At 67.9% G+C, this 21,352-nt stretch carries 16 protein-coding genes; all 16 read right to left on the bottom strand.

What is annotated here, in order from left to right:
* Positions 1-249: 249 nt before the first annotated feature.
* The 16 genes from EO141_RS02750 to EO141_RS02675 all read right to left on the bottom strand — a co-directional run bounded on the left by EO141_RS02750 (position 250) and on the right by EO141_RS02675 (position 21,266).
* Positions 250-1,416: a heparan-alpha-glucosaminide N-acetyltransferase domain-containing protein gene (locus EO141_RS02750; RefSeq protein WP_127168488.1), complete on the bottom strand. Its 1,167-nt coding sequence runs from the start codon at positions 1,414-1,416 to the stop codon at positions 250-252.
* A 121-nt stretch (positions 1,417-1,537) separates the two neighbouring features.
* Positions 1,538-3,961, bottom strand: coding sequence for an alpha-N-acetylglucosaminidase (locus EO141_RS02745; RefSeq protein WP_127168487.1), 2,424 nt, complete (start codon positions 3,959-3,961; stop codon positions 1,538-1,540).
* The gene (galA, locus tag EO141_RS02740; RefSeq protein WP_127168486.1) at positions 3,958-6,852 is read right to left on the bottom strand and encodes a beta-galactosidase GalA; all 2,895 of its coding nucleotides are present in this window, start codon (positions 6,850-6,852) and stop codon (positions 3,958-3,960) included. The genes EO141_RS02745 and galA overlap by 4 nt, the downstream gene beginning before the upstream one ends.
* 165 nt (positions 6,853-7,017) lie before the next feature.
* Positions 7,018-9,726 (bottom strand): TonB-dependent receptor, encoded by a 2,709-nt coding sequence (locus EO141_RS02735; RefSeq protein WP_127168485.1) that lies wholly within the window; start codon positions 9,724-9,726, stop codon positions 7,018-7,020.
* 724 nt (positions 9,727-10,450) lie between these two features.
* Positions 10,451-11,161 carry a type II secretion system protein N gene (gspN, locus tag EO141_RS02730; protein ID WP_127168528.1) on the bottom strand — a complete coding sequence of 237 codons (711 nt, stop codon included), beginning with the start codon at positions 11,159-11,161 and terminating at the stop codon, positions 10,451-10,453.
* Between the two features lie 5 nt (positions 11,162-11,166).
* Positions 11,167-11,643, bottom strand: a complete 477-nt coding sequence (gene gspM, locus EO141_RS02725; protein ID WP_127168484.1) for a type II secretion system protein GspM — start codon at positions 11,641-11,643, stop codon at positions 11,167-11,169.
* Complete coding sequence (gspL, locus tag EO141_RS02720; protein ID WP_127168483.1) at positions 11,640-12,728, bottom strand: type II secretion system protein GspL; 1,089 nt, start codon at positions 12,726-12,728, stop codon at positions 11,640-11,642. The genes gspM and gspL overlap by 4 nt, the downstream gene beginning before the upstream one ends.
* Positions 12,725-13,717, bottom strand: coding sequence for a type II secretion system minor pseudopilin GspK (gene gspK / locus EO141_RS02715; RefSeq protein ID WP_127168482.1), 993 nt, complete (start codon positions 13,715-13,717; stop codon positions 12,725-12,727). Before gspK ends, gspL begins: the two co-directional genes overlap by 4 nt.
* Entirely contained in the window at positions 13,714-14,337 is a 624-nt protein-coding gene (gene gspJ, locus EO141_RS02710) for a type II secretion system minor pseudopilin GspJ (RefSeq protein WP_127168481.1), read from the bottom strand. The genes gspK and gspJ overlap by 4 nt, the downstream gene beginning before the upstream one ends.
* Entirely contained in the window at positions 14,334-14,714 is a 381-nt protein-coding gene (gene gspI, locus EO141_RS02705; RefSeq protein WP_127168480.1) for a type II secretion system minor pseudopilin GspI, read from the bottom strand. Before gspI ends, gspJ begins: the two co-directional genes overlap by 4 nt.
* Positions 14,698-15,180, bottom strand: coding sequence for a GspH/FimT family pseudopilin (locus EO141_RS02700; RefSeq protein ID WP_127168479.1), 483 nt, complete (start codon positions 15,178-15,180; stop codon positions 14,698-14,700). Before EO141_RS02700 ends, gspI begins: the two co-directional genes overlap by 17 nt.
* A gap of 27 nt (positions 15,181-15,207) precedes the next feature.
* On the bottom strand, positions 15,208-15,672 hold the full coding sequence (gspG, locus tag EO141_RS02695) for a type II secretion system major pseudopilin GspG (RefSeq protein WP_104649727.1): 465 nt from the start codon (positions 15,670-15,672) through the stop codon (positions 15,208-15,210).
* 28 nt (positions 15,673-15,700) lie between these two features.
* Entirely contained in the window at positions 15,701-16,897 is a 1,197-nt protein-coding gene (gene gspF / locus EO141_RS02690) for a type II secretion system inner membrane protein GspF (RefSeq protein WP_127168478.1), read from the bottom strand.
* Positions 16,884-18,371 carry a type II secretion system ATPase GspE gene (gene gspE / locus EO141_RS02685; protein WP_127168477.1) on the bottom strand — a complete coding sequence of 496 codons (1,488 nt, stop codon included), beginning with the start codon at positions 18,369-18,371 and terminating at the stop codon, positions 16,884-16,886. The genes gspF and gspE overlap by 14 nt, the downstream gene beginning before the upstream one ends.
* Before the next feature lie 4 nt (positions 18,372-18,375).
* Positions 18,376-20,457 (bottom strand): type II secretion system secretin GspD, encoded by a 2,082-nt coding sequence (gene gspD, locus EO141_RS02680; RefSeq protein WP_127168476.1) that lies wholly within the window; start codon positions 20,455-20,457, stop codon positions 18,376-18,378.
* The gene (locus EO141_RS02675) at positions 20,454-21,266 is read right to left on the bottom strand and encodes a type II secretion system protein N (protein WP_104649730.1); all 813 of its coding nucleotides are present in this window, start codon (positions 21,264-21,266) and stop codon (positions 20,454-20,456) included. The genes gspD and EO141_RS02675 overlap by 4 nt, the downstream gene beginning before the upstream one ends.
* Between the last annotated feature and the right edge of the window lie 86 nt (positions 21,267-21,352).

The following is a 21,352-nucleotide window of genomic DNA, read 5'->3' as shown; positions in this document are numbered from 1 at the left end:
TCGGTGTCCGTCCTGGTTTCGGTTTTCGGTTTGGCCATTGCCTGTCCTCCGGACCGACTTGGATTCGTTAGGTCCAATATAGTACCAATTTGCCTGCGGCGCATTAGCCGCAGTCGGCCCCGGCAGCGCGGCAGGCGCTGACCCGCGTTCCCGCGGCCCGCTGACTGGACGCCGTGGTCAACGCCCGCTTCCCGTCACCGGCGCGTGCAGGCGCCCAGTGGCTGCGCCATCGCCTGGCTGGCGATGCCGTCACAGCCGCAGGTACCAGCGCCGCCGGTCCATCCACCAGCCCACGCCCCAGCACAGCAGCGTGTAGCTCAGCGCGCACAACAGCGACCCGAGCGGGCCCGGCGCGATGGTCTGGAACACGCGGATGCCGGCCCAGGCGTACAGGTCCAGGCCGGAGCTGCCGGCCGGCAGCAGCCGCAACACCACCACGAACAATTCGGAGAACAGATAGATCGCCAGCGGGTTGCGCCCCAGCACGGTGAAAAACCCGCTGCCGCCGGTCCAGCCACGCAGCTCCAGCAGGTAGACCAGCACGCCCAGCGCCAGTAGATCCAGGCCCACCGTGCAGGCGACGAAGGACCCGCTCCAGAGCTTCTTCGACAGCGGCCAGGCCGGGTGCCAGAGCAGCGCCAGCAGCACCAGCCCCGCGCCCGCCAGCAGCATGCTGCGCGTGGCGGCAGCGGTCTTGCCGTGCCGTTGCAGGAAGCGCCCGCTCAGATACCCGGCCAGCACGTTGACCGTGGCCGCCAGCGTGCCGAGCAGGCCCTCGGGGTCGAAGCCGTCATCCTTGCGATACAGATGCGCGCGCCCGTACAGCCACAGATCCAGCCGGGTGCCGGCATTGCCGGTCTTGCTCAACTCCGCGCCGGGCTGGCCGAACGCATACAGCACTACCCAGTAGCCCAGCAGCAGCGCCACGCAGACCGGCGCGATACCGCGTGGCGGCAGATAGCGCACCAGCAGCGCCGCGAGCAGGTAGCACAGGCCGATCCGCTGCAGCACGCCGGTCAGGCGGAGTTGATCGACCGCCGTGAACGCCCAGCCACCATCGGGCTGCGGATGGAAGAACGGAAACCAGTACATCAGCACGCCGCACAAGAAGATCAGCGCGGCGCGCCTGCCCACACGGCCGAGGAACTGCCGATGCGGCATGCGGGTGGCCAACGCAAAACTCATTGCGCTGCCGACGGCGAACAGGAACGAGGGAAACACCAGATCGGCCAGCGTGACGCCGAACCAGGCCGCGTGGGTCAGCTGTGCGTATGGCTGCGCGCCCGGCCCGGCGGTGTTGACCAGGATCATCAGGAAGATGGTCAGGCCGCGGAACACGTCCAGCGACAGGAAGCGTTCGCGCGTCGGCGGTGTGGTTGCGGTGCCAGCTGCAGCAGGGAATGGGTATGCGTTCATCGCAGCTCCTTGCCCAGTGACTGCCGATGGAGATGACATGCATAGGTGCTGCCTATGCCCTGCGTCCTTGCATCGGCGCTACCGTGCTCTTGCACGAGCATCAGATGCAATGCGGATCTGTTCATTGCGCAGTTCCTTGCGTGGTGCTGTGCGCGGCGCCGTGCGCAATCTCTTGCAGGTTGCCCTGGTCGAAGCCTTGCGTCGCGTCTTGCCTGGCGCTTCCCGCTGCGTTCTGCACGCCATCCTGCGCATCCACCTGCGCCAGCAACGTGTGCAGCAAGGCCAAGGGATCGCGCGGTGGCTGTCGCTTCGGCAGCGCGTCCTGCTCGGCCCATTGGCGTTCCCAGGCTGCAAGCTGCGTGTTGACCGCCGCTGCGTCGAACGGCGTGCCGGCCTTGCGCGCGGCGCGATACGCGCGCAGAAAGCGTGTCCAGCGCTGCAGGTAGAAATCCGCGTACATGCCCTGCCACGCCTTGGACGCGTAGTCGGCCAGGTTGCCGTCGCCGCCCCAGACGCTGACCTGCGCACGCGCATTGCCGACATAGGCGCGACGCAGTGCGGCATCGTTGCCGGCGGCCGCCGCGGCCTGGCCGGTCCAGTCGGCCAGGGTTTCATGCTGGCCGCCGACCAGTGCATCCAGCCCCTGCACCAGTTGCGTGGTGCGCGCCAGCAGCGCATCGCCGCGCGCGAACTCGCCGGCGTCGTAGGCCTGTACCACCGCCTGCAATTGACGGTCGGCATGCAGGCTCAGGTAGTGCCGCGCGTCTTCGACCAGGTCGTAGCGGTACAGCGGTGCGTCGGCATAGCGGCCGGCCTGCTGCAGCAAGGCATCGATGGCGCGGCGCAGACGTTGCGGGTCGCCGGGGCGGTCGTCGAAGCCGACGATGTCGGCGGTCGGACGCTTGAACAGCAGGTAGGCGCCGGCGCGCTTGTTCCACCAGCGCGGCGACCAGTAGCGGGTCCGGTAGATGCCTGCTTCCAGATCCGACCAGGCCCGCTGCAAGGCCGCATCGCTGCGGCCGTAGCGCGCGCGGGTGTATTGGGTGAGCCATTGCGACCAGGACTGCCGCGGTCCTTCCCAGGCCAGCGCGTAGAGATACTCGTAGACCACCGAGTTGCTGTGCAGCCCTTCCGGGAACACACCGAAGCCGCGCAGATTGCGTTTATCCGGATCGGCCAGCAAGGCCTGCAGATCCTGCCGATAGAACGCGAAGTCGCCATACAGCGGATTGCTGGCGCCGTAGTTGTGCACGTAGCCGTAGATCCACTGCTTGTTGTCGAAGGCCTGCGAAGCCTTCCAGGTGCCGGGATAGCGGTCGTTGCCGATGTCCAGCACCATCAATCGCGCGTCGGGTACCTTGCCGAGAAACGCGGCGATCGCCTGCGGTTGCCAGAACGCTCTGTCGGCACCGAACAACCAGCCCTGCATCACCCAGGTGGCCTGCGGATTGACCTGCGCGATCGAGTGATACAACGCCTGCCCGTACTCGGCCAGGCGTGCGTCGCGTTGCGCTGGCGGCACGGCCTTGGCACGTGCAGCGTCGGAGTTGGCGATGCTGTCGCCGTACCTGGCGGCGGCCACGTCGCTGCCGTCGTCGGCCACCGGCGGCAGCATCTCGTTGAAGGCGTCGGCCAGATAGAACTCGCCTGCACCATAGGCCTGCGTGTACAGCTCCAGGAACCGCCGCGCGACCTGGGCAAACAAGGGATCACGCGGATCCAGCCAATAGGTTTCGTGGAAGCCCTCCCAGGCGCGCATGCGGTAGATGCGCGCGTTGGGATGCGCCTGCGCGAATGCCTTGGGCACGTAGCCGGCAAACGCCGGCAGCACCGGCTGCATGCCCAGCTCGCGGATGCGGGTGAGGATCTGCGTCTGCAGCACGCGCTTGCTGTCGATCCAGTGCTGCGGCAACGGTGCGCGATAGCCTTCGATATTGCCCATGCGCTGCCATGGGGTGAACGCGGGGCCGGAGAAATACTCCGCCAGCGCGTCATCGCCCACACCGAACTCGCGCCACAGCGCCTGCCAGATCGCCTCCTGCCCTTCCATCGCCAGCGGCATGTCGATGCCGTGCAGCGCCATCCAGTCGATCTCGCGCTGCCAGCGCGGCCAGTCCCAGAACGGCGTGGTGTAGCCGTAGGTGCAGGTGTTGAGATAGGCGCGGTGGGCAAACGGCGTGCGCACCTGGCCGCTGCGGTAGGCCGGCCATTGCGCCGGCAGCGCCACGCGGTCGCCCTCCCAACTCATCGAGGCCGCACCGGCCTGGCCGAGATAGGCATAGGCGCCACGCGCCAAGGCCACCTGCGAGGAGCCGGCAATGCGCACCGCATCGCCACCGGCGTCGATGCGGTACCAGTCCGCGCCGTCGCCGCGCGGCGCCATCGTCATCTCGAACTGTGCGGCGCGTGCGCCAATCAGGCGTTGCAGTACCGCCTGCGCGGGCGGTGCGGCCAGCACCAGATGCGGAATGGCGAGCAACGCGCCCAGCACGGCACCGACGAACAGGCGCGCAGGCGACGACGGAGAAAACGGTGAGGCAATCATGGCGAGTTCCGGTAGTGCACGGTGACGACGTCGTGGAATCCAAACGGCTGATCGGCAGCGACCTGCAGGATCACCGCCAGCGTGCGCGCGCCGGTCGCGGGTGCAAGCGTCACGTGAATCGGCGTGCCGGCAGGTACCTGGGCAACTGCACGGCCATCCAGAAACACCTGCGCCGGCCCGCTGAGACGACCCAGGTCAAGCATGCCGCCGTGGGTCTGCACGCCCTGCCACGGCGTGAACTCGGTGCGGTACAGCACGTAGCCGGCGCGTTCGGGTGCGGTTTCCAGCGTGCCGGGCAACGTATTGCTCCAGCTGTTGTTGTCGTTGGGGCGGCGCGGCAGATCCGGCGCCGGCGGCTGCGCGAAGGCGGCGGTGTGGCGCCAGCTTTCGACCACCATCGCCGGCGCCACGATCGGCACCGTGGCTGGCAGCGGCACCGCCGCGCACGCGATCTCGAGCACCGCATCGCGCAAGCCTGCGCTGCGCGCCTGCAGCCGTAACACGCCTGCGCCACGCCCGGCCTGCACGATTGCCTGCGCCAACCCGTTGAACAAGGCCACTTGCATGCCCTGATCGGGCGTATGCGCATTCGGGTCGCCATTGCCGACACCCAGCAAGCGGCCACCGCTGATCTGCAGCGTCAGTGGTGCATTGCAATCGGGCACGTGGCGGCCTTGCGTATCCAGCGCTTCCAGGGTCACCGGTTGCGCATCGCGGCCATCGCCGCGTAGCCGGGTGCGGTCCGGCGTGAGCCGCAGCGCGACCGCCGCGCCGGTGGTTTCCACCCGCGTTCGCGCCACCTCGCGGCCATCGCGCCAGGCCACCGCTTCGAGTACGCCCGGCGCATAGTCCACCTGCCACTGATTCATCTGCGCCCGATCCACCACCTGCTTCCCCAGCGAGCGGCCGTTGAGCCACAGCTCCACCTGCGCGGCATTGCAGAACACCATCACCTTGATCGGCTGGCCTTCGCGGCCGGGCCAGTTCCAGTGCGGCAACAGGTGCAGCACCGGCGCATCGTCGATCCACAACGCGCGGCGCAACCAATACGCCCCCTTGGCAAATCCGCATTGGTCCATGATGCCGAAGAACGACCCCACCGACGGCCATTCGAACGGCGTGGGTTCGCCGCGATAATCGAAGCCGGTCCACACGAAACTGCCGGCCACGAACGGGCGTTCGGCAATCAGTTGCCAGGCACGCCGATGGGTATTGCCCCAGTCGGCCGCCAGGCTGTCGTCTTCGGCCACCACATGCGCATCCAGATCAGTGAACCATGCGCCACGCGTCTGAAAGGCGCTGGTGTCCTCGCTGGACAGCATCGGTGTGCGCGGCCGCGCGGCATGCACCCGGTCGTAGTTGTACTGGCGGTAGTTGAAGCCGAGCACGTCCACCGCGTCGGCCGCGCCGCGGGTGGCGAACATGCCATCGTTCATGCCCGCGGTGATCGGGCGACTGTCGTCGAGCGCACGCACGGCGCTGGCGGCGCGCGCCATGATCGCGTAACCGGTGGCGGTGCCCTGCAGCGGCTCCTCGTTGAGCAGCGACCACAGGAACACGCTGGGATGGTTGCGCTGGCGCCGCACCATGCTGCGCAGCAGCGCCACATACTCGGGTGCGGGATTGAACAGCCGGTTCTCGGCCATCACCAGCATGCCGAGCCGGTCGCAGGCCTGCAGCAATTCCGGTGCCACCGCATGATGCAGGCGGATGGCATTGCAACCCATCGCTTTCAGGCGCTGCAGGCGAAACGCGTGCAAGGCATCGGGCAGCGCCACACCGACGCCGGCATGGTCCTGATGCAGGCAGACGCCCTTGATCTTGAGCGGGCGGCCATTGAGGAAGAAGCCGTGGTCGGCATCGAAGCGCAGGCTGCGAAAGCCGATTTCGCACCCGGCACGGTCGCTGCGGCCGTCTGCGCCACGCACGCTGGCCTGCAGGCGATACAGCACCGGCGTGTCCACGTTCCAGCGCTGCGGCTGCGCCACCGCGACGCTGACCGTCGCCTGCGCGGTGCCGAATGCAGCCACGCGCAGTTGCGTCTGGCCACTCGCCACGACAGCACCGTTTGGGTCGCGCAGCGCCACATCCACCCACGCCTCGGCAGGCTGTTCGCCACTGTTGACGAGGTCCAGCTGCACCGGCAGCTGCCAGACATCGCCAGCGCCTTCGCGCGGCACCGCCGCCAGGCCGTCGCCGGCGATATGCAAGGGCGCACGCAGCACCAGCCAGGTGTGCCGGTAGATGCCGCCGCCCTCGTACCACCAGCCATCCATGGCCTCGGCATCGACGCGGATGGCGATGCTGTTCAAGGCATTGCCGTAGCGCGCGACCGGCGTGAGGTCGATGACCAGCCCGGTGTAGCCGCTCCAGCTGCGCGCCATCAGCATGCCGTTGACCCACACGGTGGCATGGCTGGCAATGCCGTCCAGACGCAGCTCCACCGCCTGGCCGCGCAGGGACTCGTCCAGCCGCAGCGTGCGTCGGTACCAGGCAATCCCGCGCGGGCGATACCCCTGCGCGATATTGGCGTCGGCGCGCACCGCCTGCTCCACCACAAAATCGTGCGGCAATTGCAGTTGCCGCCAGCCGGTGTCGTCGAAGTCCGGTGCCGCCGCGCCCCAGGCGCGGCCGGCCTTGGCGTTGTCGTAGGTCTCGTCTTGCGCAAGCAGGCGCGGCAACGGCAGATCGCCGGCATGGAAGCGCCAACCTTCGTCCAGATCCAGCCATTGGCCAGCGTGATCGGTGCCCGCTGGCGGTGGCGCGGGACGCGCCGTGTCGCCGCTACCAAGGCGCGTCGTTGCGGCGCTCGCGGCACCTGGCAGCAACGCCGGCACGCCAAGCAGCGACGAGGCGCAGACGCTGCCGGCAAGGAACTCACGCCTGCGCATGACAGCGCCCGCTCGACTGCGCTGCAGGCGTCCCATGAGGGGCGCGCGGCGCAGCCACTTCCGCGGCCGCGGCATAACGCGCTTTCATCACGGCGGCGGCGTTGCACTCACCCCTGGCCGCCGCACGCAGCGGTGCATGGCCGCACAGCGCTTGTTCGCGCCTCATCACAGCATGTCCCACTGCATCGACAGGTAGTAGCTGCGACCGGTGACACCGGTCATCTGCCAGCGGCTGGCGATGTCCTTGTACGCCTCCTCGGTGCGGTTGGTGAGATTCAGGCCACCCAGCTGGAAGCTCAGCGTGTCGTTGACCTGGTAGCCGAGCACCGCATCCAGCTGGGTGCGCGCCTTCATGGTGTGGCCTTCGCGCGCGAAGAAGCTGTCGCTGCTGTCCTGTTCGTACTCGCTGCGGTGGTTGAGCGAGACGCGCGCCGAATAATGCGCGCTCTCCCAGTACGCGGTGGCGTTCCAGGTCTGTTCGGACAGGTTGCGGATCTGGAAGTCGGTATCGCGCTGCGGAATCACCCGGGTGAAGTTGGTGGTCACCCCGAAGCCGTCGATCGGCAACCAGGCGTCCAGCGATTGCGTCCAGCCCAGTTCGTAGCCGCGGATCTTGACCTTGCTCGGATCGTTGGTGGTGGCAGTGATCTCGTAGATATCGCCGCCGCTGTCCACGCAGTCGCCGGCTGCGTTGCTGGACAGCGCAGTGCCGTTGAAGGCGGCCGGGCAGACGATGCTGTTGAAGGTGCCGTTCTTGATGTTCTTCCAGAAGCCGGCCACGGTCAGCGCGCCACCGTTGCCGTAGTACCACTCCAGGCTCAGGTCGGCCTGGTCGGCAGTCAGCGCCTTCAGATCGGTCTGGCCCTGGGTGACGACATAGGTCGTCGTGCCGCCGGTATTGGTGCCGGTGGAAATGGTCGAGGCGATGGCGGTGTTGCTGTCCAGGATCGGCCGCACCAGTACCTTGGCGGCGGCAAAGCGCAGCAGCAGGTCCTCGCGCATGTCCAGCACCAGGTTCAGGCTGGGCAACCAGTTGGAATAGTCGTACGGCGCACGCGCGGTGCCGATCACCACATTGGCATCGTCGCTGGCGGCCTGCGCCTGGGTCAGGTAGGTGTCGGTGGTGCGCTTGGTGTTTTCGTAGCGCAGGCCGAGGTTGCCGCGCAGGCGCATGCTGCCGATGTCGGTGTCGATGCGCGCCATCGCATAGGCCGAGGAAATGTCGTTCTCGATGCTGTAGCTGCTTTGCGGCGCGAACAGCACCGGCACGCTGATGCCGGCGGCCGCCAGCGAGCGCGCGTAGGCGGCGATATCCGGAGTGACCCAGCTGTCCTGCGAGGCGAGCTGCCCGTCGAGGAAATTGCTCACCGTGCTGTTGGCGGCCGACAGTTCCGGGAACATGTCGAAGCCCGATACGGCACCGGTCCTGAGCAGATACAGGAAGTCGCGCCGGCGCACATCGCGCTCGAAGGTCTCGCGGCGGTATTTGGCACCGAAGCGCACCGCGTTCAACGCACCCAGCTCCAGATACCGTTCTGCATCCAGCTGCAGCGACCATTCCTTGTTGCTGAGCGACTGGATGGAACCGTTGGGGTACTCGCTGCGCACCAGATTGGCCTTGTCCCAGGCGCTGGCATCGGTGGCGTCGGCATCGGTGGTCAGCGAGATCGCGTCGGGATTGGAGGTGTCCAGCAATGTTGCCGAGGGAATCCGGCCCAGGATCGCGGCGCGTTCGTTCTCGTCGGTCTTGCCCTGGGTGTAATTGGCCGCGCCACTGAGCGTCCAGGCATCGCCCTTCCACTTGAAGTCGTAGGTGAGCAACTGCGTGGACAGGTCGTGTTGTTCGATCTGGCGGTTGTTTTCCAGCCAGTAGTCCGATGCCGCCACCTGCGTGGCGGTCAGGCCGTTGGTCTGCAGCACCGTCAGCGGGGTGCGCTCGAACGAGTACACCAGCTGGTTCATGTCGTTGGCGGTCTTGTCCTGCGAATACAGCGCAGTGAGGTTCATCTCCAGCTGGTCGTTGGGCTTCCACTGCAAGCCGCCGTTGAACATCTTGCGCGTGGTCTCGCGCTCGATCGAGCGATAGCGCGGACGACGCGGGATGTACAAGGTGCCGGCGTCGGTGTCCTTCGTGTACCAGCGGTCGATCCACAGATAATCGGCGCGGTCCTTGAGCTTCTGGTAGCCGGCGCTGAGGAACACGCCCAGCTCGCCGCCACCGACCTTGAACTGGTCGATATAGGTCAGCACGCCCTTGGGCGTGGGCGAGCCACCGGCAAATTCCGCATACTGGGTCTTGGCCGAGAACAGCAGTTTGGTCTGCTGGTAGTCCAGCGGTTTGGTGGTGTTGATGTTGACCGTGCCGGACAGGCCACCGGCATCCATGTCCGCCGACGGCGACTTGATCACCTCGATCCCGGCGGCCACTTCCGGCTGGATGATGTCGTAGCGGAACCCGTCGGTGAAGTCGGCGCTCTTGATCACCTGGCCGTTGATGGTGGTGGCCGAGTACTGCGGGCCCAGGCCACGCACGCTGATCGTGGAGCCGCGCCCGTTGATGGTGGAGATCTGCACGCCCGGGATGCGCTGGATCGCCTCGGCGATGTTCTCGGCGGGAAACTTGCCGATGTCCTGCGCGGAGATGCCATCGGTCATGCGCACGTCGTCGCGCTTGTTGTCCATCGCGGTGATCAGGCTCTTCTGGTAGGAGCTGGTGACCTTGACGGTGTCGAGCTGGGAAATCTGCGCCGATGCCGCTGGCGGCGATTCCTGCGCCTGCGCGTTGGCGCCGCAGGCAAGCAGCGACAGCGCAATGGCCAGGGACAGCGAGGAGGGCGAACAACAACGCAACGCGGCACGCGGGACAGGTGACATGGGAGATCCTGAGGTGGAATGGCTGGACGACGACGCGGCTGGCATTCCGATCGATCAGCGCTGACAGATCCCGGCGTTGGGCAACCCACCCACACGCGCACAGGCCACCAGTTCCGGACGTCCGGAACCGCCTGCGATCTGTTGTCTGCGAGCACCCCGTACGGCCCCCCGTGGGTGCCGATGCCGCCTCCCTCCCAGGACGGTCATCGCCTGCCATTGCTGATCAACGGCCCTGACTGGCAAATACCAATTCAGTGGATTTGATTCTTATGGTCTTTAAAAGATCCTGTCAACAGTCACTGTCGAAAGCGTTTTCCGCCCGGCCGGGATCGCGCCCTAGGGCTTGTTTTCAAAGACTTCGACGGTGCGTGCAGGGTCATTTGGGTGCGGCGCGGGTATCGTTGTCACAGGACCAGTCACCGACCAATCGTTGGTAACCAGACCAATTTCTCGAGGATCCGGCGGTAGCCGATGCAGCGGAAGCATTGTGGGTGGCATCACAGTCCAGTGCCGCGCGCTTCTACGTCATCGAGGGCGGCATGCCTGCCGCGTCGCCGCAGCCACGCGCTGCAGCGATGACTGCAAGCCGCGCCAGGGCGACAACGATGTCAGCGGACTGGATAGAAGCGGCGCTGCGTTGGCCGGGACAAGGACACCGGCCGTGCCCATGCACGCGAATGGTGCAGATGGAAAATCGCGCCACGCCCGGCCAGCAAAGCTGCGCTCAGCGCAGTTGCCCCTGGTCGACGCGCAGCAAGGTGCGCTCCGGGGTGGCGGCAAAGCCCAGCAGTTGCAGGCCCACGCCCAGCACCGCGTCCTGCCCCGGATCGACACGCGACTGCAGCTGCCAGCGTCCATCGCGCCACAGCTGCAGCTGTGCATCGGCCTGCACGCCGGCAGGCAGCGCGGCGTCGGGCAGCAGGGTCAGCACGGCGGTGTCGCCCACGCAGCGCGGTTGTCCGGACAGGTGCAACGGCGGTAGCCCGGGCAGCTCGCCCGCCCCACTTGCCAGCACTTGCAGGCCGACCCGCCCAGCGGCCTGCACGCAGCCGGTGGCATCGAACAACAGATCCACCTGCTGCAGCTCCAATGCCAGATCGATCAACGCCATGCCCGCTGGCTGGCGCACCAGCAACTGGCCCTGCGCATCGCGGATGCCGTGTTGCGCGCCATCCACCAGCAGCAGTTGCAGCTGCGTGGCCTGCAGGTGCACCTGGCGCTCTCCGCGCACCAGTGGCCACAGCCGCGGCCGTACCGTGACATCGCCGAAGGCGATGCCTTGCCATTGCACCTGCCGCAAGGTGCCGGCCCATACCGGCCCCTCCACGTCCAGCGCCGAGAATGGCAGGCCCTCCCGTGGCAGCACCAGGCGCAGCGGCAGCCATGCCAGCAGCGCCACACCCACCATCAGCAGGAAGATCAGGATCCAGCGCAGGCGCGTCACGGTGCAGGCTCCGCAAACCCGCAGCGTACCCGGAGTTGGCCCTGGTCGCGCACGATGCGCAGCTGGGTCGGCACCAAGCCATACGCCTGGCGCAGCCGCTGCAGCCAGCCGAACAAGGTGACGGCACTGACCGCATCGATCTGCACGTCCACCCCACCCGCTGCATTGCGTTGCTGCGAGGTGATGCTGACGCCGGCATCGCGTGCACTGCTGGCGATGCGCTCGGCCAACGCCGCGGTGCCCGGCGCGGTGGCGGGCTCTTTTGCCGATGCCTGTGCAGAGGCGTCCAGGACCAGCTGCGCCGCAACGGCATAGCGCGCCTGCGCCTGGGCGTGCCAGTGCCGCAACGGGGTGTAGAGCGCGTACCAGCCGACAAACGCGGCCAGCGCGGCGCACATCACGCCCAGCATCAACCGCTCGCGCGGCGCGCGCGCCTGCCACCACTGCGTGCTGCGTTGCAGGCGTGCATTCATCGCACTGGCTCCAGTGCGAACGGTGTCCGCATGCGCTCGTCTTCGGTCTGGCTACTGCCCGGCTGCAGCTGCCATCCTGCTTCGGCCAGCCGCCCGGACAGCTGTTGCAGGCTGGCGCCATTGCTGTGCAGCAGTGTGCCGCGCAGCGGCTGCGCGGCCTGATAGTCGAGCTGGTCCAGTTCCGCCGCCGGAACGGCATCGACCGCTGCGAACAGGCTGCCGAGCTGCACGGCCAGGACATCGGCGGCCGCACCCGCGTGCCGGCGTGCCTGCAATGCGGCCGGTACCGCCGCCGCATCGCGCACGCCTAACTGCGCAGCGGCGCGCGATTGCAGCAGGCGCGCGCCGAGTTCGTAGCGCAGTGTCTGCGCCAGCAACAGCACCAGCGGCGACAGCAGCACCAGCGCGGCCAGCGCCGCAAGACGGCGCGGAGTGACCGTCTGTGCAGCGGCCGGCCTTGCGGCGAATGCGTGTTGCAGCAGGTTGATCGGCGCGCGCATGGCGCATCGCGCAAAGCCGGCAATGGTTTGCGCGGCGTCAGGTGCCGGCGGCGGTGCCGGTGCGCGTTCGCCCAGCAGCATGCGCGCGGCCTCCGGCTCCAGGCTGCAGGCCAACCCTGCGCCGCGGATCAGCCAGCGACCGTCCCAGTCCACCACTGCCGCCGCAGCGTCCGCGCCGGGCTCCAGCAACAGGCAATCGGGCACCACCGCGTCGGGAACGACACCCAGCTGCGCTGCACGCGCCAGCCACTGCTGCATCACCGCGTTGTCCACCGCAGCGACCAGACGCGTGCCATCGGCCTCGACGCGATCGGCGATCACCACATGCAGGCCCGGCGTCTCGACCGCCAGGTGCTCGGCCAGCTGCAGGCGTGCAGCCGCGACCGATTGCGCGATGCTGCGGCCGGGCAAGCACAGCCAGCGCAGGTGTACATCCACGCCCGGCACCACCAGCACGGTACGTGCGGACGGTTCCCACGGCGCGCTGGCCGGGCGCTGCGACAGCACCTGACCCTGCGCATCCACACGCACGGCGATCGCCGGCGCAGCGGCATCGGCGGGCAGCAACAGCAAGCTGGTACTCATTCGTCGGAACTCCATTGACGCGCCACCAGCCGCACGCGCCCTGCAGGGTCTTGTTGCAGCAAGGCATCCAGCATCACCTGCGCGCCTGCATGGTCGACCTGGCTGTAGAGCGAGAAGTAACTGGTGCGTAGTGCGATCTGTTCCAGCACCGCATTGGAAGGCTCGGCCTGGATCAGCGCAGGCTGGCTTAGAAAGGTCCTGACGTCGCGCCATCCTGCGGCCGGCCGCGCGGCGATGACGCGGCGCGCGGCCGGCAGTTCCAGCACGCCTTCGGTCAGTGCCACCAACACTGGCGCATCTTGCGGGCGCAGCGTATTGATATTGACCGGCGACAGGCGCGCCTCCGGCAATGCACACACATACGGCCGCAACTGCGCGATCACCTGCGGCGTGTAGCCGGCAATGGCGCGCAGCTCGCCGACGCCCGCCAGCAGGGTCGCACCGGTGCGTCGCGGCACTGCCAATTGCAGATAGTGTGCGTCTTCGGCCCCCTGCGTGCCGGGTTGGCTGTCGCTGTCGATCCAGTCCACCAGCGCATCGGTCAGCGCCTGTGCCTGTTGCGGTGCGATGCCCAGCACCTCCAGCAAGGCGCGGTATTGCGCTGCGCCGTCGTCGCTGCGCTGCCATTGCTCGGGCGCACCGGCGACCACGCTGTTGAGATTGAAGCAGCCGCCGCGATCGCGCAGGCGCACGCTCACCGTGCCGTCGTCCAGCGGGAAGATGATCGGCTGATCGTTCCAGCCGCCTTCCAGCGTGGTGCGCATCGGATCACGCCTGGCCAGTGCCTGCAGGCGCGCGCGTGCAACGGTTTCGGTGCCCAGCGCATACCACTGCGCCTGCGTCATCGCCTCGCCGTTGCCGGTGCGACGCAGGCCAAAGCGCAGATCGTCCAGCACCGCAACCATCAGCAGCGTCATCACCGCGACCAGCAACAGCACCGTCAGCAGTGCGACGCCGCGTTGCTGCCTGCGTGCATTCAACGCCGTCATCCGCGCCCCTTCGGCAGCAGGAACAACTGGCGTACGCGGCCCCATTGTTCCAGGTCCAGCTCCAGCGAGATCGCATCCGGCAGCGCGTCGAGCCCCCCGCTCCAGCCGTCGCTCCACTGCGCGCGATAGTGGAACCCCACCACCGCCGAGCGCACGCCATGCAACACCACCTGCGGCGTGCCGGCGACCGCACCGTCGAGGGCCGGACGCGCACTGCGCTCCAGGCGTCCGTCGACCAGGCGGTATTCCACGTATTGCAAGGACGCGCGCGGCGCCTGATCCGGATTGCTCCAGCCGCGTCGCACAAAACCGAACAGCGGACCCGGCACACCGGGCGGGCTTGCGACGAACGCGGTGCGTGCAGCGCTGCCTTCGCTATTGCGCGTGCGCCGCACTGCGGCCTGCTGCAGGTCGCTGCGCAGCAGGCCATGGGCAAGCTGGAACTCGCTTACCTGCTGCAGGCGCGCACGCACGGCATCGCGCTGGTCGATGCTCTGCCGCATCACCACCACCGCCGCCACTGCCACCAGCGCGAACAACGCCAGGGCGACCAGCAGCTCGATCAAGGTGAAGCCCGCGCTGCCACGGCCCCCCCCTGCGCTGCGACGCGCGCGGCTCATTCGGCACTCCGCAGCACGCTCAGGCTGCCGAGTTCCTGCGCCTGCGCTGCGGCCCGCACCCGCACCTGGATGCGCACGATGCCCGCAGCACCGGCCGGCATCGACTGACGCTGCCAGTCCCAGCTGCGTCCGCCCAGCGTTTCCTGCCCGTTGGCCGGTACCAGTGCTGCGGCCGTGGGCGCGAGCATCGCGTCGATCGCCTGGTTTTCCGCCACCACCGCGGCCAGCGCACGCTCTTCCAGCACCACCGCGGTACGCGTGCTTTCGCCGGACACGTTCAATAGACCGACCACGGCCATGCCGAAGATCGCCAGCGCGATCATCAGTTCGAGCAGCGAGAATCCGGCGCAGGCATGCGGGCTACGGCCGTGGGGCATCGACCCTTACCACGCCGGCGGCGTCCACTACGACCTGCAGCTGTTGTTGGCCGTCGGCCAGCGCGATGCGTTGCGGCGTGGCAGCACCGGTGGGGTCGAAGCGCACGCTCACCTGCGTGCCGCCCACCGGCATCTGCGCCTGCACGCCGGCAGGCCAGCGCATCGCGGCGAAAGGTTTTTCATCCAGCGGCACCCAGCGTTGCTGCGCCTGGCGGCGGAACCTGTAGCCACCTGCATCCACGGTCACCTCGACCATGCGCAGGCTCAGGATCGCCTCGTCGCGTGCATGGCCCAAGGCACCGGCCAATGCATCGGCCTGGTCGTGCAGGTCGCGCCGCGTATCCGGCAAGGTCAGCACCACCAGCGTGCTGGCGAGTGCGGTGATCACCAGGACCGCCAGCAACTCGAGCAAGGTGAAGCCGCGCGCAGGCGCCGGCGACGCGCGTCCACGGGATTGGCTTGCCATGGCGGCTTGCGCGAACACTGCCCGGCCTCAGCGCCAGTTGCCGATATCGGCATTGTCGGCGTCGCCGCCTTCGGCGCCATCGGCACCGAACGAGTACACATCGAAGCCACCGTTGCGGCCCGGGCGACGGTACTGGTAGGCGTGTCCCCACGGATCTTCGGGCAGGCGGCGGATATAGCCGCCCTGGCGGTAGCGCTCCGGCCGGGTCAGGCCGCTTGGCGCAGTGAGCAAGGCCTGCAGGCCCTGTTCGGTGCTCGGGTAGCTGAGGTTGTCCAGGCGATAGGTTTCCAGTGCCTGTTCCAGCACAGCCACGTCGGCGCGCGCTTTCTCGACCATGGCGCGGTCCTGGCTGGGCATCACGTTGATCATCACCACCGTGGCAAGCAGGCCGATGATGACGATGACCACCATCAACTCGACCAGGGTGAAGCCGCGCGTTCGCGCTTGCGAGGACAGCGAGCAAGGACGTTGGCGATGACGGATGGACTGCATGAGGATCTCCAGGAATAGGCGGCCGCGCTCAACCAAGCGCGAGGGTGTTGAATTGCAGGATGGGCAGCAGGATCGACAGCACGATCACCGCCACCACCCCGCCGAGCAGCACGATGATGGCCGGCTCCAGCAGGCTCATCGCCGCGCTGGTGAAGGAGGCGAATTCGCGCTCCAGATAATCGGCGGCACGTTCCAGCATCGGCGCCAGGCGCCCGCTGTTTTCGCCGCTGGAGGCCATGTACAGCAGCGTGGGTGGAAACACGCCGGCGCGCTTCATTGCCGCGGCCAGGCTGCCGCCCTCACGGATCGCGGTGACCATATTGTCGGTGGCCAACCGCAAAGCGCGGTTGTCGACGGTGCGCGCGGCGATCATCAGGCCTTCCATCAGCGGCAGCCCGCTGTTGACCATGATCGCCAGCGTGCGTGCCATGCGTGCGGCATGCAGGTCGCGGATCAACCTGCCGAGCAAGGGCGCACGCAGCACGGCGCGGTCGGCCGCCAGGCGCAGCTGCGGGCGCTTGAGCAGGCGCAATGCGGCGATCACCGCAATGACCAGTGCCACCAGCAGCGGAATGCCCGCATGCAGCAGGAAGTTAGACACGCCGATCACCGCGCGCGTCAGCCATGGCAATGCGCGGCCCATCGAATCGAACTGGTCGACCACCTTGGGCACCACGAAGGTCATCAGCACGATGACCACCGCACCGGCGGTCAGGGCCAACGCGGCCGGATAGACCAGTGCAGACTGCAGCTTGCTGCGCACCTGTGCCTGCCGCTCCAGCAGATCGGCCAGGCGCTCGAGCACCTGCGGCAACGCGCCGGCGCTTTCGCCGGCGGCCACCATCGCCCGATACAACGGCGGAAACGCACTGCCCTGGCGCGCCATCGCATCCGACAGGCGGAAGCCTTCGACCACCAGCCCATGCGTCTGGCTAGTGACCCGGCGCACGCCGCGACGCTCGGACTGCGTGCCGATGGTGCGCAGCGCTTCCTCCAGCGGCGCGGTCTCCACCAGCGTGGCCAGCTGGCGGGTGAACAGCACCAGATCCTTGCCGCTGAAACGCGCCGGACGCACGCTGCTGGCCGCCACCGCCGCCTCCACGCGCACCGGCACCCACTGACGCTGCTCCAGTTGCGCGCGTGCACCCTGCGCCGAGTCGGCGGTGATCACGCCCTGGCGGCTATGCCCGTGCAGATCGAGCACGGTGTAGTCAAACCGCGGCATGCGCATCGTCCTGCTGGCGGGTCACCCGCAGCGCTTCTTCCAGTGTGGTGAGGCCTTGCAGCACCGCTGCACGCGCGGCATCGCCCAGGCGCGGCGCGCGTGCGAAGGCCACCGCCGCCAGGGCATCTTCATCGGCGTTGTCGCCGATCAGCCGACGCATCGCATCATCCACCGCAATGGCTTCGTAGATGCCCACGCGCCCGGCGTAACCGCTGTGATGGCAGGCCGTGCAGCCCACTGCGCCGTAGAGCGTTGCATCGGCCGGCGCCTCCAGCATCTGGCGGGTACCGGCATCCAGCGGGCGCGGGGCGCGGCACTGCGTGCACAGGCGCCGCACCAGCCGCTGGGCCAGGATCAGCCGCAGGCTCGATGCGAGCAGGAATGGTTCGATGCCCATGTCGCGCAGGCGCGTGACCGCGCCCACCGCATCGTTGGTGTGCACGGTGGACAGCACCAGGTGACCGGTCAGACTGGCCTGCACGGCGATCTGCGCGGTCTCGGTGTCGCGGATCTCGCCGATCATCACCACGTCCGGGTCCTGGCGCAGGATGGCGCGCAAGCCGGCCGCGAAGGTCATGCCGACACGTGCATTGACCTGGGTCTGGCCGACGCCGTCGATGGCGTATTCCACCGGGTCCTCCACCGTGAGGATGTTGCGCGAGCCATCGTTGAGCAGGCTCAGCGCCGTATACAGCGTGGTGGTCTTGCCCGAGCCGGTCGGCCCGGTCACCAGCACGATGCCGTTGGGCACCTGCAGGGCGCGCTCCACCGTGTGCATCACCGCCGGCGGCATGCCCAACTGGGCCAGCGACAAGGTGCCCTGTTCCTTGTCCAGGATGCGCAGCACCACGCGCTCGCTGCTGCGCGTGGGCAGCGTGGACACGCGCACGTCCAGTGCCTTGGCACCCATCACCAGCGACACGCGGCCATCCTGCGGGATGCGTTTTTCGGCGATGTCCAGCCGTGCCATCACCTTGACGCGCGACACCAGCAACGGCGCGATGCGTCCGGGCAAGGTGGCCGCTTCGCGCATCACCCCGTCCACGCGCAGCCGCACGCGCAGCCGCGATTCGTAGGATTCCAGATGCACATCCGAGGCGCCCAGGCGCGCGGCCTCGGCGATGATGCCGTTGATCAGGCGGATGATCGGCGCATCGTCCTGGCTGTCGAGCAGATCGGCAGTGGGGATATCGTCGATCAACGAATCCAGGCTGCCGTGCAGGTCCAGCGCCTCGACCTGCACGCCCTGCTCCATGCCGGCATCGGCATAGATCTCCGACACGTGCCGGTCGAACACCGACGGTGCCAGCGTGCGGACCTGCAATGGCAGGCCCAGCGCACGCCGCAGCTCGATCAGGGCCTGCACATCGCCGCCTTCGCGCAGGCCGATCTGCGCGGCGCTGTCGCTGCCGAGCAGCACCACGCCGTGGCGCTTGGCGAACGCATAGGAAATGCCGGTGCGCGCAGTGTTCATGGCATCAGCGCTGCACGGGACGCGCGCCGGGCGCAGGCGTTGTTCCCGGCGCCGGCACGGCTGGCGACGGCGCCGCCGGCAGCTGCGGCGGTTGTGCGCGCAGGTAGTCGCGCACCAGTGCATCGAGCGCGGCTTCCGGGTCGCCATCGGCCAGCTGGCGATCGCGCAGGTAGTTGTAGCGCGGTGCGGTCATGCGCTGCGCATCGGCCGCGTCGCGGATGATGGTCGGGCGGATGAACACCATCAGGTTGGTCTTGTCGCGGTTGCGCGACTTGTGCCGGAACAGCGCGCCCAGCCCGGGCACATCGCCCAGCAGCGGCACCTTCTCCACGGTCTGGCGGTCGTTCTGGTCGAGCAGGCCGCCAAGCGCGACGATGGCGCCGTTTTCCACCACCACGCGGGTTTCGATCTGGCGCTTGTTGAACACCAGCTCCGAGGACTGCGCGCTGACCGGCCCGGCAATGGCCGAGACTTCCTGCTTGATCGCCAGGGTGATGCCGCCGGCGGTATTGATCTGCGGGCGCACTTCCAGCTCCACGCCCACGTCCTGGCGCTGGATGGTGCGGAACGGGTTGTCGTTGGCCGCGCCCAGCACTTCGCCGGTGGTGATCGGCACTTCCTGGCCGACCAGGATGCGTGCCTGCTCGTTGTCCAGGGTCATGATCGACGGGGTGGACAACAGGTTGGAGCCGGTGTCGCTCTTGACCGCATCGATGATCATGCCGAACACTGCATCATTGCTCTGCCCGGCCAGCCCGATCAGGCCGCCGCTCAGGCCCAGCAGCGATTGCGCGGCCACATTGCGCGCCTGTTCCAGCACCGAATCGTCGTCGCCGTTGTTGCTGCGCGTGCCGGCCGCTGCCGCGGCCAATGGCACGATGCCCGGCGACGCGCCACTGTACTGCGTGGCGATCAACGGCACTGTGCCATTGCGGCCGGCCAACAGCAGCTGCACGCCCAGGCGCTTGGCGGCGGTATCGGAAATCTCCACCACGATCGCTTCGACCAGCACCTGCTCGCGATGCACGTCCAGCTGACGGATCACATCCATCAAGGCGCGCTGGGTTTCCGGGTCGGCATTGATGATCAAGGCGTTGGAGCCGGGGTAGCGCACGATCACCGGGCGCTTGCCGGCGGCCGGCGTGATCACCTGCGTCTGCGCAGCGCCCGCAGCAGCGGCGGCCACATCCACCGCGCTGGAGCGCGTGTCCTGCCCGGGCTGCGCCTCGTTGCCCGGGGTCTGCCCGACCAGTTGCTGCAACACCGGCAGCAATTGCTCGGCGCTGGCGTGTTGCAGCCGCACCACGCTGACATCGCCGCGACGTTCGGCACGCCCATCCAGATCCACCGCCGTGCGCACCACGCGCTGCACCAGTGCCGGGTCGCCACGCACGATCAGCGAATTGCTGCTGTCCACCGGCAACACCGACAGCACGTTGCTGCGTTCGCCGGCCTGCCCGAACAGCGAGGTCAGCGTGCGCGCCAGTTCCTGCGCGGAACTATTGCGCAAGCTCACCGTGTCGATTGCCGCGCGGTCGGTGTCGATCTGCGCGACCAGGCCACGCACACGGCGCAGGTTGTCGGCGTAGTCGGCAATCAGCAGGCTGTTGCCCTGCGGCATCGCCATGATCACGCCGCCGCGGCCGATCAGCGGCTTGAGAATCTCCGCAGCGCTGCGTGCATCCACGCGTTGCAGGGTGAACACCTGCGTGGCGAACCCCAGGTTGCCGTTGGCCGCGCTGCCGGGCTGCTGCGCAGCGGTATCGTCGGGAATGATGCGATAGGTCGACGGCCCGCTGGACACCGCGATCAAGCCATTGGCACGCAAGACCGCCAGCAGCATGCCGAGCAGATCCTGTTCCGACATCGCCTGCGCGCGCGCCACGTTGACCGTGCCCTGCACGCGCGTGTCCACGATGAAGGTGATGCCGGTGGCACGCGACACGTCCTGGATGAAGGCACGCAGGTCCACGTCCTGCAGGCGCACGGCCGGTGCGTCGGCGGCATGCAGCGACACCATCGGCACCGCCGGCAGTGCGAGCAACAAGGTGGCCGAAAGCAGCCATGCGGGGCGGGCAGCAGTCATTGCGGGCGCTTCAAGGTCATGGTGTGGGTCTGGCCGTCGCGGCGGTAGGTCAGCGTGGCCGCCTGGCCATCGCGCAGTTCGTCCTGCAGCTCGCGCAGGTGTTCGGCATCGAGCGTGCGGCCATTGAGCTGGGTGAGCACATCGCCTGGGGCCAGGCCGGCCTGGCGCAGCAAGGCCCCATCGCCGCGCGGCATCACGGTGAACCCGCTGCCATCCTCGCTTGCACGCAGGCCGGCGGTGGTGAGCAGCTGTTGCGGGTCGACAGCCATTGCCGTGGCCGTGCCAGCCGCTGCGCCGACATTCGACATCACCGCAGGTGCGGCGCTGGTGGCTGCTGCCGCGCTCGTTGCTGGCGAGGGCGGCGCCGAAGACGCTGTGGATTCCACCAAGGCCAGACGTCGCACGCCGCTGCCGGTACGCAGCAGCACGTGATCGCTCGCGATCGCCTGCACCACCACGCCTGGCACCACGACATCGCCAATGCGATACGCGCCTTGCCGGCCATCGCCACTGCTCAGGAACGCGGCCGCTTGCATGCCGCCTGCGCGGACACCATGCAACACGATGCCGTCGCTGCTGGCCTCCGGAACGCTGCGATGGAACACATCGCGGCGCAGTGCGGGCAGCTCCGCCTGTGCAGGCGTGGCGACCTGGGCGGTACCCAGCGGCCCGATCGGGGTGATCACCACCCACAACACGCGCGCGCATTGCAGCGCGAGCAAGGCGAGCAGTACGCAGGCCAGTGCGCTGCGGCCACGCGCCGACATCAGGGGTTTCAAGGAGGGCAAAACGCGCTGCAAAGCGGACATCCGTCTCAGGATTGCGGTCGGATGACAGAATGCGGCCGCAATGTGTCAGTTCGAAGAAAGTGATGACACAGGCCGACACACGGCAA

Source organism: Xanthomonas sp. BRIP62415 (assembly GCF_003993515.1).
GTDB classification, from domain to species: Bacteria; Pseudomonadota; Gammaproteobacteria; order Xanthomonadales; family Xanthomonadaceae; genus Xanthomonas; species Xanthomonas euroxanthea.
This window is presented reverse-complemented; position numbering and strand designations above follow the sequence as displayed.

What these genes read in the sequence shown, in the direction of transcription:
- EO141_RS02750 (WP_127168488.1), bottom strand. Translation starts at nt 1,416, where the DNA reads ATGAACGCATACCCATTCCCTGCTGCAGCTGGCACCGCAACCACACCG.
- EO141_RS02745 (WP_127168487.1), bottom strand. Translation starts at nt 3,961, where the DNA reads ATGATTGCCTCACCGTTTTCTCCGTCGTCGCCTGCGCGCCTGTTCGTC.
- galA (WP_127168486.1), bottom strand. Translation starts at nt 6,852, where the DNA reads ATGCGCAGGCGTGAGTTCCTTGCCGGCAGCGTCTGCGCCTCGTCGCTG.
- EO141_RS02735 (WP_127168485.1), bottom strand. Translation starts at nt 9,726, where the DNA reads ATGTCACCTGTCCCGCGTGCCGCGTTGCGTTGTTGTTCGCCCTCCTCG.
- gspM (WP_127168484.1), bottom strand. Translation starts at nt 11,643, where the DNA reads ATGAATGCACGCCTGCAACGCAGCACGCAGTGGTGGCAGGCGCGCGCG.
- gspL (WP_127168483.1), bottom strand. Translation starts at nt 12,728, where the DNA reads ATGAGTACCAGCTTGCTGTTGCTGCCCGCCGATGCCGCTGCGCCGGCG.
- gspK (WP_127168482.1), bottom strand. Translation starts at nt 13,717, where the DNA reads ATGACGGCGTTGAATGCACGCAGGCAGCAACGCGGCGTCGCACTGCTG.
- gspJ (WP_127168481.1), bottom strand. Translation starts at nt 14,337, where the DNA reads ATGAGCCGCGCGCGTCGCAGCGCAGGGGGGGGCCGTGGCAGCGCGGGC.
- gspI (WP_127168480.1), bottom strand. Translation starts at nt 14,714, where the DNA reads ATGCCCCACGGCCGTAGCCCGCATGCCTGCGCCGGATTCTCGCTGCTC.
- EO141_RS02700 (WP_127168479.1), bottom strand. Translation starts at nt 15,180, where the DNA reads ATGGCAAGCCAATCCCGTGGACGCGCGTCGCCGGCGCCTGCGCGCGGC.
- gspG (WP_104649727.1), bottom strand. Translation starts at nt 15,672, where the DNA reads ATGCAGTCCATCCGTCATCGCCAACGTCCTTGCTCGCTGTCCTCGCAA.
- gspF (WP_127168478.1), bottom strand. Translation starts at nt 16,897, where the DNA reads ATGCCGCGGTTTGACTACACCGTGCTCGATCTGCACGGGCATAGCCGC.
- gspE (WP_127168477.1), bottom strand. Translation starts at nt 18,371, where the DNA reads ATGAACACTGCGCGCACCGGCATTTCCTATGCGTTCGCCAAGCGCCAC.
- gspD (WP_127168476.1), bottom strand. Translation starts at nt 20,457, where the DNA reads ATGACTGCTGCCCGCCCCGCATGGCTGCTTTCGGCCACCTTGTTGCTC.
- EO141_RS02675 (WP_104649730.1), bottom strand. Translation starts at nt 21,266, where the DNA reads ATGTCCGCTTTGCAGCGCGTTTTGCCCTCCTTGAAACCCCTGATGTCG.